Origin of the sequence: Pseudomonas sp. MWU349 (genome assembly GCF_017947325.1) — a bacterium.
GTDB classification, from domain to species: Bacteria; Pseudomonadota; Gammaproteobacteria; order Pseudomonadales; family Pseudomonadaceae; genus Aquipseudomonas; species Aquipseudomonas protegens.
Genome location: NZ_JAFEVP010000001.1, coordinates 1,527,582 through 1,543,234, shown reverse-complemented (window position 1 = coordinate 1,543,234; position 15,653 = coordinate 1,527,582). Strand labels below are relative to the sequence as shown.

The window sequence follows — 15,653 nt, the reverse complement described above, 5'->3', positions numbered from 1 at the left end:
TGGCCTAGCCTGTCCCGATCCTTTGAATGGAGCCCTGCCATGACCTCATCCTCGGTAAACCCGGCTGAAAAATTCGACCGCTCGCGGGCCGACGAATACGCCCGCCAGAGCCGTATCGCCCTGGCGGGTTACGACGCCTGCCATGACCTTGCCGCCTGCATGTTGGCGGCCAGCCTGGGTGAGGGGCGTGCGGCCCACATCCTGGCCGTGGGGGCCGGTGGCACGGCCCAGGAGATTATCGCCATGGCTTCCCTGGAACCGGGCTGGCGCTTTACCGCTGTAGACCCCTCGGAACCGATGCTGGAGACAGCGCGCCAGCAGTTGCAGGCGCGGGGTTTGCTGGAGAGGACCGAAGTGCGTCTGGCCACGGTGGACGAACTGCCGGCGGACGAACCTTTCGATGGGGCCACGCTGATTGGCGTGCTGCACCATCTGCCCGGTGATGAAGCCAAGCGGCAATTGCTGCGGGCCATCGCTCGGCGCCTCAAGCCCGACGCGCCGCTGATCGTCGCCGGCAATCATTACGCCTACGCCAGCCAGCCCCTGCTGCTGGCGGCCTGGGGGCAACGCTGGCGCCAGCAGGGCGCGTCTGCGGATGAGGTGCAGGCCAAGCTGGGGAAAATCCTTCAGGGCGCCGACCCGCCCCATTCCGAGGCGGCGGTGCAACGGTTGCTCGAAGAGGGCGGCTTCAGCGAGGGAACACGTTTCTTCAGCAGCCTGTTCTGGGGCGCCTGGTTGAGCCGCAAGAGTCGCTGAGGGGCCGCTCGAACAGCGTAGCCCGGAGCCTGGCACGCCTTCAGGCCGGCAAGCTCCACAAGGTCATCACCTGTGGAGTGTCGCCGCATGCCGGATCAGCCCGCGAGGCTGGTATCGCCTTTGAGCATCTGCTGTACATGAGCAAGGTGCCGCCATTGGCGGTTTCGCCTCCCTGCCGGGCAGCCCTGGCGCGGATTGCCGAGCGCCGGGGCATCAATGATCACGCGCCGGTCCTGCTTCTGGCCTGTTCCAGGTTGGCCGCGCCCAGCCAGTAGAACAGCCCGCCGGCGATGATGAACGCCGCCAGCATGTAGAAGATCCAGTGCGCCGGGTGGCTGGCCAGGAGCATGCCGCAGAGCATCGGGCCCAGGGCGCCGCCGAGGTTGGAGAGGTTCTGCGCGCCGTAATACAGGCCTCGCAGGTGTTCGGGGGCGATCAGGTCGATGAACATGTACTCGGCGGGAAACACGATGATTTCCCCCAGGGTGAACACCACCATCGACAGCACCCACAGCGCCAGGCTGGTGGCCAGGCCGAAGCCGCTGACCCCCAGCAGGAACAGGCCCAGCCCCAGCGCCAGCCAGCGGCTCAGGTGACGCTGGGTAATCCTGCGGCCGATGGCGTATTGCAGGGCGATCACCAGCAGCGCATTGGTCGCCACCAGGGTGCTGATGATGCGGTAGGTGGCCTCCGCCGAGGTGGTGACCACCAGGTACTGCGACAGGTACGCCGAGAACTGGCCAAAGACCACGGCGCTGAGCAGGCCGCCCAGGGTGAAGCACACCAGGCGGTAATCCCGTAGCAGCTGTTTGCCCAGGGCCGCGAAGGATAGCGGCGCTGGCGTCGGGCCGGCGGCGCTCAGCTGTCTGTCGCCCCAGCGCATATGGATCGCCAGGAACCCGGCGCCCAGGGCGGCGGAGATCAGGAACGGCAGGCTGATGTCCAGGCGCGCCAGCCCGGCGCCGAGGAACGGGCCCACGGCGTAGCCGATATTGGTCAGGGTGTATTTGATCGAGAAGGCTTCGCTGCGCTGTTCCACCGACAGGCGCTGGGCAAAGCCGGCCTTGATCGCGATGTCGATCACTGCATAGGCCAGGTTGACCAGCACCAGGCACAGGTAGAACAGCCACAGCTGGCGGGCACTGAAGGCGCCGATGAAACCCAGGGTGAACAGCGCGCAGCAGGCCAGGATCAGCCGGTAGCTGGGCGTGCGGTCCACCAGGAAACCACCGTAGAGGCTCAGCAGTGAGCCGAGGATCATGCTGCTGCCGATCACCAGGCCGATGTCGCTCACTTGCAGGCCGAAAGCACTGCTCAGGTAGATCACCAGGTAGGGCAGGGTGATTGCCCGGGCCAGGGTCAGCACCAGGGTGCCGGCCAGCAGCAGGTTGATTGCTTTCGGGTAGCTTTTCAGGGTGCGCAGCATCCGTGCCTCATCGGTCTGTAACGGCGTTTTTGAGAATGGCAGCCAGCTTACTGGGGAATCTGGTTCTGTTTTATGATGTTTTTTACCCGGTGAATGGAATCAGATTCATGAATAAGAGGCGCCGATGTTTTCTTCCGAACGCTTGAAGGGGATCGATGTATTTGTCTGCGTGGCCGACTGCGGCAGCTTCAAGGCCGCCGCCGAACGGCTCAACCTTACGCCTTCCGCCGTCAGCAAGGCCATCGCCCGGCTGGAAGGGCGCCTGCAGGCGCGGCTGTTCCAGCGCACCACCCGCAGCCTGGCGCTGACCGATGCGGGGCAGGCCTTCTATCGCACCTGCAGCGGGGTACTGGCCGACCTGCAAGAGGTCGAGTGGGCGTTGCAGGCGGAAAACACCGAGCTGCGGGGCAAGGTGCGCATCGATCTGCCGGGAGCCTTTGGCCGCACCCAGGTGTTGGAGTTGATCTTGCGCTTTGCCCGGGAACACCCCTTGCTGCAACCCCACGTGACCTTTGCCGATGCTTTTGTCGATCCCCTTGAGGCCGGTGTCGACATTGCCGTGCGGCTTGGCGGGCCCGCGCAGTGGCCCGCCGCGTTGGGGCATCGTCAGCTGGGCCATGAGCGGCATCTGTTCTGTGCCTCGCCGGCGTACCTGCAGCATCAGGGCACGCCCTTGACCGATGCCGATCTGCTGCGGCACCGCTGCATCGCCTACGGCTGGGTGGATGGACGGGTCAACCCGTGGAGCTTTCCCGGCAACCGCTCAGGGGAGATCGAGCGTCGGGTGATGCCGGCTGCTTGCGTGGTAGGGGATGGCCAGGGGTTGTTGATGGCGGTGATGGCGGGCTACGGGATCGCCCAATTACCGTCGTGGCTGGTCAAGCGCCAGTTGGAGGAGGGTAGCCTGGTGCAGGTATTGCCGCAGTCGGCAACCCAGGGGCAGGCCATCCATCTGTTATGGATGAAGAATCGTCAGGCATTGCCCAAGGTCAGCGCCTTGCTGGAGCTGTTGGCCGAACACTTGATGGGATAGACAGAAAGAAAATGGCAGGGGCGGCTGGATTCGAACCAACGCATGGCAGGATCAAAACCTGCTGCCTTACCGCTTGGCGACGCCCCTGTAGCTGTTGCGACGTTACTTGCTTTGACTGCCGGACCGGGGAGGTCCGCTGCAAGAACGGGCGCAAATTTATCAACTTATGTGCCGGCTGGGAAGCCCCCCATGCAAAAAAATGAGTTTGAAAACAGCTGCTTAGTCTTTTTCAGGGCACTTTTATCCATCCCGGGGTTCAAGGGACCAGGTAGCCGGGCTGTGAATCCTTCAGTGGCCGGGCCATGTCCAGTGCGCGGCGGATGGCCCGCAACTCCGCGCCTTCCAGGAGGCGCCGGCCAAAATCATAGTCGTCGCCCCCCGGGCCCAGGTGCACCGAAAGCAGCCCGAACAGTTGCCCGCCCACCTCTTCGATGAACATTTCCATATAGCTTTCGTGGCGGCCGTAGGCGCACAGGTAGATCAGCCCCTGGACCTCGGCGCGCTCGCACTCGTGAATGTCATCCCAGGTCAGGCAACTGCCTTGTTCGCTACTGATCAGCGGCAGGTGCCAGGCGTTCGGTGCGAGCGGTTGGGTGCGCAGGGCCGCCGGCAGCGGGTGGCAGGACAGCACCTGGAAGCGGTATCTGAGCTTGCCATGGTGGTCGGCATGCCGTGGCGCGGGTGGCTCGGCTGCCGGGCCGATGATCCGCACGTGCAGCAGGTGGCTCAGGGCGATTTCCGAAGGCTGCTCGTTCCAGCCATTGAGGTCCGCCAGCGGCGGGCACCAGATCAGTTGCAGGGTTTCACCGAGCACGATGCCGTCCTGGCGCTGGAAGAAGGCCGAGCTTTGCTCTCCCACCACGGGCAACAGGTCGCGCAGTTGCAAGGTTGGCGCGCCGTAGTCGATGCCCAGGTCGGTGGACCAGAACAGCGGGGCGCAGGTTTTCAGGGTTGCCGGCATGGACACGAGCCTGTGATGGGGAGGGCGAGGATTGTTCGGTAACTGGCGCCGGATGTCACCTGTCTCTGACTCAATCGGCTACATCCTCTGGCGCGATGCGACCGTGACAGCGTTCAGCCGCGCACTAGTATAGGGAGCCTTGGACAAGACCTATAAGAACAGCAGAAGGACACACACGCATGCGACGCTGGAACGGCTGGGGGGATGCATCCACGGTGGTCGAATTGCCGGCCCAGGGCGCGGGGTTTCTCGCCGAGCGCCTGGGGCCGGGGCGCAGGTTGCCGGAAGCGACCCTGGAGCAGGCCCTGGCCCGGGTGCCGGCGTCGCGCCTGCAAGCCCATGAGTTGTACAGCATCAGCGCCGAGGACCGGCTGCTGCACGCCCGCGGCCAGAGCCTGGCGGACTGGCTGGCGCTGCGCGAGGGCGAGCTGGGGGCCTACCCGGACGCCGTGGCGTTCCCGGAAACCGCCGAGCAGATCCGCCAGTTGCTGGCCCTGGCCGAGGACCGCGACCTGTGCCTGATTGCCTACGGCGGGGGCACTTCGGTGGCCGGGCACATCAACCCCGGCTGGTCCGAGCGGCCGGTGCTGACGGTGTCCCTGGCACGCATGAGCCGCCTGCTGGACCTGGACGAAGACAGCCTGCTGGCGACCTTCGGTCCCGGGGCCAGTGGCCCTCAGGTGGAAAGCCAGCTGCGGGCCCGGGGCTACACCCTGGGGCATTTTCCCCAGTCCTGGGAGCTGTCGACCCTGGGCGGCTGGGTGGCCAGCCGTTCCAGCGGCCAGCAGTCGTTGCGCTACGGGCGCATCGAGCAGCTGTTCGCCGGCGGCACCCTGGAAACCTTTGCCGGGCCGATGCCCATCGCCACCTTTCCGGCGTCCGCCGCCGGGCCGGACCTGCGCGAGGTGGTGCTGGGCAGCGAAGGGCGCTTCGGGATCATTTCCGAGGTCAAGGTGCGGGTCAGCCGCCTGCCCGATGACGAACGTTTCTACGGGGTGTTCCTGCCCGACTGGCAGCAGGCCCTGCAGGCAGTGCGCGCCCTGGCCCAGGCCCGGGTGCCGCTGTCGATGCTGCGCCTGTCCAATGCCCTGGAGACCGAAACCCAACTGGCCCTGGCCGGCCACCCGACGCAGATCGCCTGGCTGGAAAAGTACCTGGCCCTGCGCGGCGCCGGGGCGGGCAAGTGCCTGCTGACCTTCGGCGTGACCGGCAACCGCCAGCAGAATGCCCTGTCCCTGCGCCAGGCGCGCCAGCACCTGAAGGCTTTCGGCGGGGTGTTCACCGGCACCCTGCTGGGCAAGAAATGGGCGCAGAACCGCTTTCGCTTTCCCTACCTGCGCGAAAGCCTGTGGAACGCCGGCTACCTGGTGGACACCCTGGAGACCGCCACTGACTGGAGCAATGTCGACCGCCTGCTGCAACGCATCGAGCAGAGCCTGCGTGACGGCCTGGCCGCCGAGGGCGAGCAGGTGCATGTATTCACCCACTTGTCCCATGTCTATGGCGAAGGATCGAGCATCTACACCACCTACGTGTTCCGCCCGGATGCCCAGTACCCGGCGACCCTGGCCCGCTGGCAGGCGCTCAAGCACGCTGCCAGCCAGACCATCGTCAACCACTGCGGCACCATCAGCCACCAGCACGGCGTGGGCAAGGACCATGCGCCGTACCTGCTGCGGGAGAAGGGCCCGCTGGCCATCGATGCGCTGCAGGCCCTGAGCCGCCACTTCGACCCGGCCGGGCGCCTCAACCCCGGCACCCTTTTGGAGCCGTGAACCATGAGCCAGGACTGGAATGCCCAGTGGCGCCAAGAGGCGCTGCCGGGGCTGGGGGCGCAAGCCTGGGACCTGATCGTGATCGGCGGCGGCATCAGCGGCGCCGGCATCCTGCGCGAAGCGGCGCGGCGTGGCTGGCGCTGCCTGCTGCTGGAGCAGCGAGACTTTGCCTGGGGCACCTCCAGCCGCTCCTCGAAGATGGTCCATGGCGGCTTGCGCTATATCGCCAAGGGCCAGTGGCGCCTGACCCGGGATTCGGTGCACGAGCGCCAGCGGCTGTTGCAGGAGGCCCCGGGGCTGGTGGAGCCCATGAGCTTCCTGATGCCCCATTACCGCGGCAAGTTTCCCGGGCCCCGGGTGTTCGGCGGCCTGCTGAGCGTATATGACGCCTTGGCCGGGCGGCGCAACCATCGTTTTCACGATGCCCGGCAGCTGGCTTTCCTGGCCCCCGGGGTCAAGGAGCCGGGGCTGTTGGGGGGGACCAGTTTTCTCGACGCCCTGACCGACGATGCGCGGCTGGTGATGCGGGTGCTGGCCGAGGCCCGGGCCGATGGCGCCCAAGTGTTCAACGGCGTTCGGGTCACCCGCCTTTTGCGCGAGAATGGGCGGGTCTGCGGGGTGCAGATCGAGGACAGTGAAGGTGGGCCGCCGCAGCAGGTGCGCTGCGCGGCCCTGGCGGTCGCTACCGGCGCCTGGGCCGAGCGCCTGCGCCCGGCGGACCGCGTGCGCCAGCTGCGGCCCTTGCGCGGCAGCCATCTGCTGCTGCCGGGCTGGCGCTTGCCGGTGGCCCAGGCCTTCAGCTTCATGCATGCCGAGGATGGCCGGCCGGTGTTCGTCTTCCCCTGGGAGGGCGCCACCGTGGTCGGCACCACCGACCTGGATCACCGCGATGACCTGGACCAGAGCGCCAGCATCAGCCAGGAAGAGCTTGAGTACCTGCTGGCCGCCTGTGCCCAGCAGTTTCCGAAGGCCCTGATCACTGCCGGCGACGTGCTGTCGACCTGGGCCGGGGTGCGCCCGGTGGTGGCCAGCAGCGACGGCCAGCAGGGCAAGCCTTCCAATGAAACCCGCGAGCATGTGCTGTGGCAGGAACCCGGCTGCGTGACCCTGGCCGGCGGCAAGCTCACCACCTTCCGGCCCCAGGCCATCGAAGTGCTGCAGGCCTGCGGGGCGATGCTCGGGCGTGAAGTGGTGGACGACGGCGCCCCGGTCTTCACACCTGTGGCGCCCCTGGAGATCCCCGGTCTGAGCGGCGCCCAGGTGCGGCGCCTGGCTGGCCGCCACGGCCGCCATCTGCCGCGGCTGGCGCAGTGGGTGGCGACCCTGGGCGGCGATTGCGTCGGCGCCAGCGACACCCTGTGGGCCGAGCTGGCGTTTGCCGCCGAGGCGGAAATGGTCCTGCACCTGGACGACCTGCTGCTGCGCCGCACCCGCATCGGCCTGCTGCTGGCCGAGGGCGCCGCCCATTATCTGCCGGCCATCCGCCGCTTGTGCCAGCCGCAACTGGGCTGGGACGACGAGCGTTGGCAGGCCGAGGAACAGCGCTACCGGGCCCTGTGGCAACGCCATCACAGCCTGCCGCCACTCGCCTAACGATGCTCAACCAAGAGAGCCCCATGGATAACCACAACAACAAAAAGCAGGACTACCTGCTGGCCATCGACAACGGCACCCAGAGCGTTCGTGCGCTGCTGTTCGACCTCAAGGGCAACCTGCTGGGCAAGGGCAAGGTGGAGCTTGAAGCCTATTTTTCCAGCCGGCCCGGCTGGGCCGAACAGCACCCGGACTACTACTGGGCCAAGCTCGGCGAAGCCTGCCAACTGCTCTGGCAGCAGACCGGCATCGACCGTTCGCAGATCCGCGGCGTGTCCCTGACCACCCAGCGCGGCACGCTGATCAACGTCGATGCCCAGGGCCGCGCGCTGCGCCCGGCGATCCTCTGGCTCGACCAGCGCCAGGCCGAGGTCGAAGGCAAGATCAAGGGGCCCTGGGGCTGGTTGTTCAAGTTGATCGGCGCCGAGGCCACCGTGGATTATTTTCGCGCCCAGGCCGAGGCCAACTGGGTGGCTCAGGAACAGCCCGAGGTGTGGGCCGCCACCGAGAAGTTCCTGTTGCTCTCGGGCTTTCTCACCCATCGTCTGACCGGCAATTTCGTCGACTCGGTGGGCTGCTGCGTGGCCTACCTGCCGTTCGACTACAAGCGCCTGCGCTGGGCCGCCCCCAGTGACTGGAAGTGGCAGGCCCTGGCGGTGCGCCAGGAGCAGTTGCCGACCCTGCTCAAACCCGGGGAAACCCTGGGCCGGATCAGCGCCGAGGCCAGCCGCCATACCGGCATACCCGAAGGCCTGCCGTTGATTGCCGCGGGTGCCGACAAGGCCTGCGAAGTGCTGGGCTCGGGCGTCCAGGACTCCACCACCGCCTGCCTGTCCTACGGCACCACGGCCACCATCACCACCACCCGTTCGCGCTACCTGGAGGTGGTGCCTTTGATACCGCCGTACCCGGCGGCGGTGCCGGACCACTACAACTGCGAGGTGATGATCTTTCGCGGCTACTGGATGGTCAGCTGGTTCAAGCAGCAGTTCGGCCTGCGCGAAGTGCAGCAGGCGGCGGAGCAGGGCCTGGAGCCGGAGCAGCTGTTCGACGCCCTGGTTCAGGCGGTGCCGCCCGGGTCCATGGGCCTGACCCTGCAACCCTACTGGTCGCCGGGCATCCGCGAGCCGGGCATGGAAGCCAAGGGGGCGATGATCGGCTTTGGCGACGTGCACACCCGGGCGCACATCTACCGGGCCATTCTCGAAGGCCTGGCCTATGCCCTGCGCCAGGGCCTGGAGCGCATCGAAAAGCGCTCCAGGCTGAAGATCAGCCGCCTGCGGGTGGCCGGCGGCGGCTCCCAGAGCGACGCGGCCATGCAACTGACGGCGGACATCTTCGGCCTGCCGGTGGAGCGGCCCCATGTCTATGAAGCCTCGGGGCTGGGCGCGGTGATCGCCTGTGCAGTGGGCCTGGGGCTGTACCCTGACTTCGCCACGGCCATCAGCGCCATGACCCGGGTTGGCGCAGTGTTCGAGCCCCAGCCCCAGGCGCAGCAGATGTACCAGCGGCTGTACAGCGAGGTCTACCTGCGCATGTACCGCCAGCTCAAGCCGCTGTACCAGAGCATTCGCGAGATTACAGGTTACCCGGCTTAGCGAAAGCGCCGGCCAGCGGCCGGCAGGGGGGCAAACCTCTGCGGGTAAAAAGTCTTTCCGGGCGCCAGGGCTGATCTATTGTGATCAAGGGGCAGGGCCCCTTCGACCCCCACGCCTGTGAGACGAGCATGAACCGCCAGGAAGCGCTGAACATCCTGTGGAAGCGACTGTTCCTCATCTTTGTGCTGCTATTGGCGGCATCCCTGGTGTCGGTGACCATGGCCGACGGCTACACCATTCCCTCGGTGGTGTTCATTGCCGGCAACATCGGCGGCTATGTCGGTTTTCACCGCCAGCTTTCCAGCCTCAGCGAAGAGCAGATCATCGGCCTGAGCAGTTCCTGGTTCAGCCTGGTGCTGCCGTCGTTCATCGGCGGCATCCTCGCCGGGCTGCTGTATATCCTGTTCATTTCCGGGGTGGTGCAAGGGGAGCTGTTTCCGAAGATCGTCGCCGATAAAACCTGCCACTACAGCGAGAACAGCTTCTATGTGATTTTCTGCCAGCACGCCGGTGGCTATGCCGCCTACGCCAAGCTGTTGTTCTGGTCCTTTGTCGCGGGATTCAACCAGAACTACGTGGTGGACCTGATCGACAACGTCAAGGGCAGCCAGAAGACAGAGAACCAGCCATGAGTGAACAGAGCGAAGGGCCGGTGTCGTACTTCCCCTCCATTGAAAAGCACTACGGCCAGCCCATCGTGCACTGGTTGGAGCTGCTGGCAACGGTCGGCGGCAAAAAGCATATGGAGCTGGTGGCCAGCCTCAAGGCCGAACACAGTATGGGCCATGGCCACGCCAATGCCCTGGTGGCGCACTTCCTGGCGGGCACCCAGGGCCGCTAGCCCCGCGCGCGCCTTTCTACGCCAGTGAAAGCCTGACTGCCGACATCCGCTTTCCTGGCGAAAAAAGCCAAATTCCCCTGTGTTCTCTTCGTTCTTTCCTACGTCGCACCTTGCATTGCCCTCTTTCTGCCGGTCGGAGTTTTCTCGATGTCTTCCCCAAAATCCTTGCCCACGGTCCTCCTGGGCCTGGCCCTGGCCTGCCCGGCATTTGCCGAAACCCGTGCCGTGGAGCTGGCTCCGGCGCAGGTCCTGGGGCAGGAACAGGGCGGTGAGGGGCAGCCGGCGCAGGAGGCCGCGGCGCGGCTGGCCCAGGTGCCCGGCGGCACCAATGTGGTGGACATGCGCCGCCCGCTGCAAGGCCGGGTCGCCAGCAACCAGGATGTGCTGGCTTATCAGCCCGGGGTCTACGCCCAGTCCGCAGGGAACGAAGGGGTAAAGATCTCGATCCGTGGTTCGGGCATCAACCGCGCTCCGGGGGCTCATGCCTCGGGGCTGTACACCATGCTCGACGGTCTGCCCCTGACCGGCCCTGGCGGCACCCCCTATGAGTTGCTGGAGCCCCTGTGGGTCGACCACGTAGAGGTGCTGCGCGGCGCCAATGGTTTCGACCGTGGCGCCCTGGCCCTGGGCGGGGCCATCGACTACGTCAGCCATACCGGCTATGACGCACCGCTGTTGCAGGTGCGCTACGCCACCGGCAGCCACGGTTATCAGCAGCGTCAGGTCAGTTCCGGGCAAGTGCTGGGGGATTTCGATTATTACGTGTCATTGACCGACTCCAATGCCGACGGCTACCAGGATCACACCCGCAGCCAGAGCAAGGGGCTGATCGGCAACTTCGGCTACCGCTTCAACCCGAACCTGGAAACCCGCTTCTACCTGCGCTACCGCGAGACCGACAACGATCTGGCCGGGCGCGTGACCAAGCGCTCCATCGAACACGACCCACGGGCGGCCAACCCGGCCTACGTCAGCCGCGACGACCGGCGCAAGCAGCCGGGCAGTACCTTTGTCGGCAACAAGACCACCTATTACCTGGACGACGATTCGAGTATCCAGGCCGGGCTGGTGTACCACGACTACCCCATGGACCTGCGCGAAGGCCCCAACCGCCTGAAGGTGGCCTACAGCGACGTCAGCGGCACCCTGGACTACAAGCGCCGCGACAGCCTCTGGGGCCTGGAAAGCCGCAGCACCCTGGGCCTGCGGGTGACCAAGCACCTGCCCAATGACGGTGCCAGCGAGTTCGTGCGCATTCCTGGCGGCAATACCAAGACCTACGCGCCGGGCACGCGGATCCGCAACTTCACTTACCAGGGCTCGGACACCGTCCTGCACGTTGGCAATGACCTGGAGATCGCCGACGACCTGTGGCTGACCACCGGGCTGGCGGCCATCTACACCCGCCGCGAAAGCGCGGTGACTTACCCCGAGGGCGGCGGCAAGACCAGCCTTGGCGATTGGGACTACGCGCCGCGCCTGGGCCTGCGCTACCAGCTGAACCCGGATCTGCAACTGTTCGCCAACCTCAGCCGCTCGGTGGAAGCGCCACACCCCTGGTCGCTGATCTATAGCTCGAACCTGCGTTTTCCGAAAACCAGCGGCGTCGCCTACGGCGCCCAGCGCGACCCGGTCAAGCTGCGCAATCAGACCGCTACCACCCTGGAACTGGGTGGGCGTGGCGACAGCAGCCTGGGCCAGTGGAGCCTGGCCTGGTACTACGCCCAGGTGCGTCATGAGCTGCTCTCGGTATGGCCGGACGCCAACGCCACCATGCCCTACGAACTCAACGCCAGCCCCACCGTGCACCAGGGCGTGGAAGCCAGCCTGCAGAGCGAGCTGTGGTCGCGCCCGGGCGTCGGCCGCCTGAGCCTGCGCCAGGCCTATACCTTCAGTGATTTCCACTACCGCGACGATCAGCGTTTCGCCGACAACCGCCTGCCGGGCCTGCCCATGCACTACTACCAGGGCGAGTTGCGCTACGACTGGCCCCTGGGCTTCTTCGCCGCGGTCAATACCCAGCTGGTGTCCAAGGTGGCGGTGGATTACGCCAACAGCTACTACGCCGATCCCTATGCGCTGTTCGGCGCCACCCTGGGCTACAACGCGCCGAAGAACGACTGGCAGACCTGGGTCGATGTGCGCAACCTGACCGACAAGCGCTACGCCGCCACCGTGACCCCGGGCTATGACGACAAGGGGCTGGACGCGGCGCGTTCAACACCGGGGGAGGGGCTGGGGGTGTACCTGGGTGTGTCCTGGAGCCTGCGCTGAAGCGCTAGATCGTGAATCCGCACGATCGTTGCGGGTCCGGGCTCAATTGCGAAAATACAACTCGTCCAGCTGCCGCCGGCGTATCACCAGGTACTCCTCCCAGACCTTGGGGAAATCCTCGTCCCGGGTCAGGGGGAAGGTCAGGTAGTAAGTCCGACCGCTGACACTGATGTACTCCCGCACCCGCTTGTACGCCGGCTGTTCCAGCAGCGAGATGTATTCGTCATAGGCGTAGTGGTAGTGGGAAATCGTCACCCGATGGGGCGCGATCATGCAGCGGGAGAAGTCGATCACCCAGCCATGGCTCATGTCGCTGCCCAGGTAGCCGTAGACCCCATCCTCGGAGAGGCTGATGGCTTTTCGTGCCTGTACCCCATCCTCATCGTTGACCAGCACGATCTGGCTTTCGAAATAGCGGATGGCCTGTTGCTCGGGGCCGCGCAACTGCAGGTTCCAGCCCACGGCGCCCATGCGGAACTCGCCCTGCTCGGTGAATTCGGCAGTCCAGCCGTTGGCAAGGCTAATGCGGTGTGTGGTCATTGTCGTCCTGGTGATGGCTGTGCCTGAAGGCTGGGGATTGTACGTCAGCCGCTGTGCGAAGCGGCAAGGCCCGTGGTGAGCCGTTGTTCATGCCGGCATGCGGGCCGGTGTGTCCATTGCGGATCAGGGCATGAAGCACGCAGGGGATGTCCTTGATGGGCTGTGTTGCCGCGCGCTGTTGGGTCAATCAGGCCGTGAGCGGCCCTGCAGGGTACGGCATAATGCGCGGCCGTTTTGGCTAAACCCAGGAATTGATCAGGAGGATCAGGCTGGCTATGTACAGACTTGGGCACATGATAGACAACCAGTGGGTCGAGCACAGTTATCCGCCGGTATTCGTGGTGGCCCCCGTTGGCGAGGGGCAGCGCGTGGTGGCCGGCGTTCCAGGCTCGGACCCGCAGGTCCTGCTCAGCCTGCTGGGCTGCCTGGCCGAACCGCTGGTGCTGCTGTTCGTGCTGCACACGCCCCGGGACGAATCGCAAGCCGGACGCTACTGGAGCCCGCAGCTGTCGCGTGAAGACGTTCAGGACTTCATCTACGACTTCAAGCCACTGCTCTGTGGCGACAGCCGTTTCGACCTGTGGGTCCACTCGCCCGAGCAACAGGCCACCGTGGTCTGGGACCGGCACAACCTGATCTATGGCTACGGGCCGCTGGAAGACTACGCCACGGCCCTGCGCGCACTGGGCTTCGGCCATGGCGAGCCGCAGTTGCCCGTGCCCCATACCCACCACTACCACCCGCAGCTGGACGACCTGTGCCGGCAGTTGCTCACCCACTTCGATTGGCAGCACTCGCCATTGCGGCCAGAGGATGAGCAGTGAGGGAGTGAGGTTAAGACCAGGGTTTGCAGACCCTGGGCCGGAGCCTGCATGAAGGGCGTTTGAAACGCCCGGATCAGGCTTGAATCGGCTGGCCGATGCAGCGCTGGAAGAGCTGTTCCATAGACTCCAGGTGGCCGTTGAGATTCAGGTGGTTGTCTTGGCCTGGTGCAGGCAAGTCAAATGGCAAGTGGATTACCCGCGGCGTGAATCGGGGCCGTTGCGGCCCCGGTCCCGGTTTGTCACTGGCCGCTGTGCAAGGCCGGCGTGCGCGGTGGAATCAGGCGCTTGTTGCCGGTGGACTCGAAGGCCGAAGCCAGGCGCAGCAGGCTCGAATCGTCATAGGCGCGCCCGGCGAAGGTCAGCCCCACCGGCATGCCGATATCCGCCATCACCCCCATGGGCACGGTAACGGTGGGCACCCCCAGGTGGCGGATGGCGAGGTTGCCGTTGGCCACCCACACGCCATTGCTCCAGGCGATGTCTGCCGACTCGGGATTGATATCGGCATCGGCCGGGCCAACGTCGGCCACGGTGGGGAACAGCACGGCGTCCAGCCCCAGGCGGTCCATCCAGTCTTCCAGGTCGATGCGCCGGGTCTGTTCCAGGCCGCGCAGGCCGTCGGCCAGGGTGTCGATCTGGTCCCAGGTCTTGAGCCCGCGCTTGGCCATGTTCACGTACTGGTCCATGCCGGCGGCCAGGTCGTCTTCGCGGTTGGGCAGGGTGCCGGGGTCGTGGGGGAAGATCTGCGGCCCGTCGACATCGGCCAGGCGGTTGAGCTTGGGGTCGTCGTTGGCCCGCAGGAAGTCGTCGAAGGCCCAGCCCGAGAGCTCCCACAGCTCGTCGTGGAGGAACTCCTTGCTGACCAGGCCGCGGTTGTACACGGTCGGCGCGCCGGGGCGGTCGCCCTCGCAGTTGGACACCAGGGGGAAGTCCACTTCCAGCACTTGCGCGCCGACGGCCTCCAGGGCCTGGCGCGCCTGTTCCCAGAGGCTGATCACCGAGGGCCGGGTATGGATGCGCTGGCCGGTGGGGCCGCCGATGCCCGGTTTCTCGCTGGTGCCGGCCTCAGGGTCGGCATTGATGTACATGCGCGGCACGCCAAGGCGCTTGCCCTTGAGCGCCGCGGCGCCGGCCGCCAGTTGCGGGTAGGAGGCCGGGCGCACCGAAGCGACGCTGGGGATCGGCACCCAGGGCTGCAGGCGCCACAGGTCGCCGCGGGTGTCCGGGTCTTCGGCCACCACCACGTCCAGCACTTCCAGCAGGTCGGCCATGGTCCGGGCAAAAGGCACCACCACGTCCATGGTCGGGGTCAGCGGCCAGTTGCCGCGTACCGAGATCACCCCGCGCGACGGGGTGTAGGCGCACAGCCCGTTGTTGGAAGCCGGGCCACGGCCGCTGGACCAGGTTTCCTCGGCCAGGCCGAAGGCGGCGAAGCTGGCGGCGGTGGCGGTGCCGGCACCATTGGACGAGCCCGAGGCGAAGGGCGCGGTCAGGTAAGCGGCGTTATAGGGGCTTTCGGCGCGGCCATACACGCCGCGCTGCATGCCGCCGTTGGCCATGGGCGGCATGTTGGTCTTGCCCAGGCAGATGGCCCCGGCAGCCCGCAGGCGCTCGATGGTGAAGGCGTCGCGGTAGGCCACCAGATCGGCGAAGGCCGGGCTGCCGGAAGCCGCCGTCAGGCCCTTGACCAGGTAGCTGTCCTTGGCGGTGTAGGGAATGCCGTCCAGCGGGCCCAGGGTCTGGCCCTTGGCGCGGCGCTCATCGGCGGCCCGCGCCTCGTTCAGCGCCTCGGGGTTGCGCACCACCACGGCGTTGAGGGCGGTGGCGGTGTTCGGGCCGTCATAGGCCTCGATCCGCTCCAGATAGGCCTGGACCAGTTCCACCGAGGTGGTCTGCCCGGATTCCAGGGCGGCGCGCAGGTGGGCAATGGAGACTTCGGTGACTTCGATCATGCTGCTACCGCTGTTGGCTGGTGGGTGATGAGGTGCAGAGGGCGCAACGGGGCGCGTGTGTTGGGGTATTGGCTGTGCAT

General features: G+C 66.2%; 14 protein-coding genes and 1 tRNA gene. 9 read left to right on the top strand and 6 right to left on the bottom strand.

Translation table 11 applies throughout. The annotated features are described in order from the left end of the window. The first annotated feature begins 39 nt into the window (after positions 1 to 39). Positions 40 to 756 (top strand): class I SAM-dependent methyltransferase, encoded by a 717-nt coding sequence (locus tag KCG88_RS06675; protein WP_210712046.1) that lies wholly within the window; start codon positions 40 to 42, stop codon positions 754 to 756. A 95-nt stretch (positions 757 to 851) separates the two neighbouring features. Here the strand turns inward: KCG88_RS06675 and KCG88_RS31105 are convergent, their stop codons facing one another. Further along, on the bottom strand, positions 852 to 980 hold the full coding sequence (locus tag KCG88_RS31105) for a hypothetical protein (RefSeq protein WP_282598191.1): 129 nt from the start codon (positions 978 to 980) through the stop codon (positions 852 to 854). Then, positions 977 to 2,182: an MFS transporter gene (locus KCG88_RS06670; RefSeq protein ID WP_210712045.1), complete on the bottom strand. Its 1,206-nt coding sequence runs from the start codon at positions 2,180 to 2,182 to the stop codon at positions 977 to 979. Before KCG88_RS06670 ends, KCG88_RS31105 begins: the two co-directional genes overlap by 4 nt. Before the next feature lie 124 nt (positions 2,183 to 2,306). Between KCG88_RS06670 and KCG88_RS06665 the strand changes: the two genes are divergently transcribed. Beyond that, complete coding sequence (locus KCG88_RS06665) at positions 2,307 to 3,215, top strand: LysR family transcriptional regulator (RefSeq protein ID WP_047336642.1); 909 nt, start codon at positions 2,307 to 2,309, stop codon at positions 3,213 to 3,215. 12 nt (positions 3,216 to 3,227) lie between these two features. Here the strand turns inward: KCG88_RS06665 and KCG88_RS06660 are convergent. Beyond that, positions 3,228 to 3,302 (bottom strand) — tRNA-Gln (locus KCG88_RS06660). A 169-nt stretch (positions 3,303 to 3,471) separates the two neighbouring features. Beyond that, a complete protein-coding gene (locus KCG88_RS06655; protein ID WP_210712044.1) occupies positions 3,472 to 4,176 on the bottom strand; it encodes a hypothetical protein in 705 nt (234 codons plus the stop codon). A 179-nt stretch (positions 4,177 to 4,355) separates the two neighbouring features. Between KCG88_RS06655 and KCG88_RS06650 the strand changes: the two genes are divergently transcribed. The 6 genes from KCG88_RS06650 (at position 4,356) to KCG88_RS06625 (ending at position 12,257) form a co-directional block, all read left to right on the top strand. Then, the gene (locus KCG88_RS06650; RefSeq protein ID WP_210712042.1) at positions 4,356 to 5,951 is read left to right on the top strand and encodes an FAD-binding oxidoreductase; all 1,596 of its coding nucleotides are present in this window, start codon (positions 4,356 to 4,358) and stop codon (positions 5,949 to 5,951) included. A 3-nt stretch (positions 5,952 to 5,954) separates the two neighbouring features. Further along, positions 5,955 to 7,544, top strand: coding sequence for a glycerol-3-phosphate dehydrogenase/oxidase (locus KCG88_RS06645; RefSeq protein ID WP_210712041.1), 1,590 nt, complete (start codon positions 5,955 to 5,957; stop codon positions 7,542 to 7,544). Between the two features lie 23 nt (positions 7,545 to 7,567). Next, complete coding sequence (locus KCG88_RS06640) at positions 7,568 to 9,142, top strand: FGGY-family carbohydrate kinase (protein WP_210712039.1); 1,575 nt, start codon at positions 7,568 to 7,570, stop codon at positions 9,140 to 9,142. Between the two features lie 128 nt (positions 9,143 to 9,270). Further along, positions 9,271 to 9,774: a hypothetical protein gene (locus KCG88_RS06635; protein WP_047286311.1), complete on the top strand. Its 504-nt coding sequence runs from the start codon at positions 9,271 to 9,273 to the stop codon at positions 9,772 to 9,774. Beyond that, on the top strand, positions 9,771 to 9,983 hold the full coding sequence (locus KCG88_RS06630; RefSeq protein WP_210712038.1) for a DUF4287 domain-containing protein: 213 nt from the start codon (positions 9,771 to 9,773) through the stop codon (positions 9,981 to 9,983). The genes KCG88_RS06635 and KCG88_RS06630 overlap by 4 nt, the downstream gene beginning before the upstream one ends. A gap of 147 nt (positions 9,984 to 10,130) precedes the next feature. Beyond that, the gene (locus tag KCG88_RS06625; RefSeq protein ID WP_210712037.1) at positions 10,131 to 12,257 is read left to right on the top strand and encodes a TonB-dependent receptor; all 2,127 of its coding nucleotides are present in this window, start codon (positions 10,131 to 10,133) and stop codon (positions 12,255 to 12,257) included. A 42-nt stretch (positions 12,258 to 12,299) separates the two neighbouring features. Here KCG88_RS06625 and KCG88_RS06620 read toward each other — a convergent pair whose 3' ends face one another. Further along, a complete protein-coding gene (locus tag KCG88_RS06620; RefSeq protein ID WP_015635449.1) occupies positions 12,300 to 12,797 on the bottom strand; it encodes a hypothetical protein in 498 nt (165 codons plus the stop codon). Positions 12,798 to 13,090: 293 nt separating this feature from the next. Here KCG88_RS06620 and KCG88_RS06615 point away from each other — a divergent pair, with 293 nt between their 5' ends. After that, the gene (locus KCG88_RS06615; protein ID WP_047336651.1) at positions 13,091 to 13,621 is read left to right on the top strand and encodes a hypothetical protein; all 531 of its coding nucleotides are present in this window, start codon (positions 13,091 to 13,093) and stop codon (positions 13,619 to 13,621) included. 239 nt (positions 13,622 to 13,860) lie between these two features. Here the strand turns inward: KCG88_RS06615 and KCG88_RS06610 are convergent, their stop codons facing one another. Further along, positions 13,861 to 15,573 carry an amidase gene (locus tag KCG88_RS06610; RefSeq protein ID WP_210712035.1) on the bottom strand — a complete coding sequence of 571 codons (1,713 nt, stop codon included), beginning with the start codon at positions 15,571 to 15,573 and terminating at the stop codon, positions 13,861 to 13,863. Positions 15,574 to 15,653: the final 80 nt, after the last annotated feature.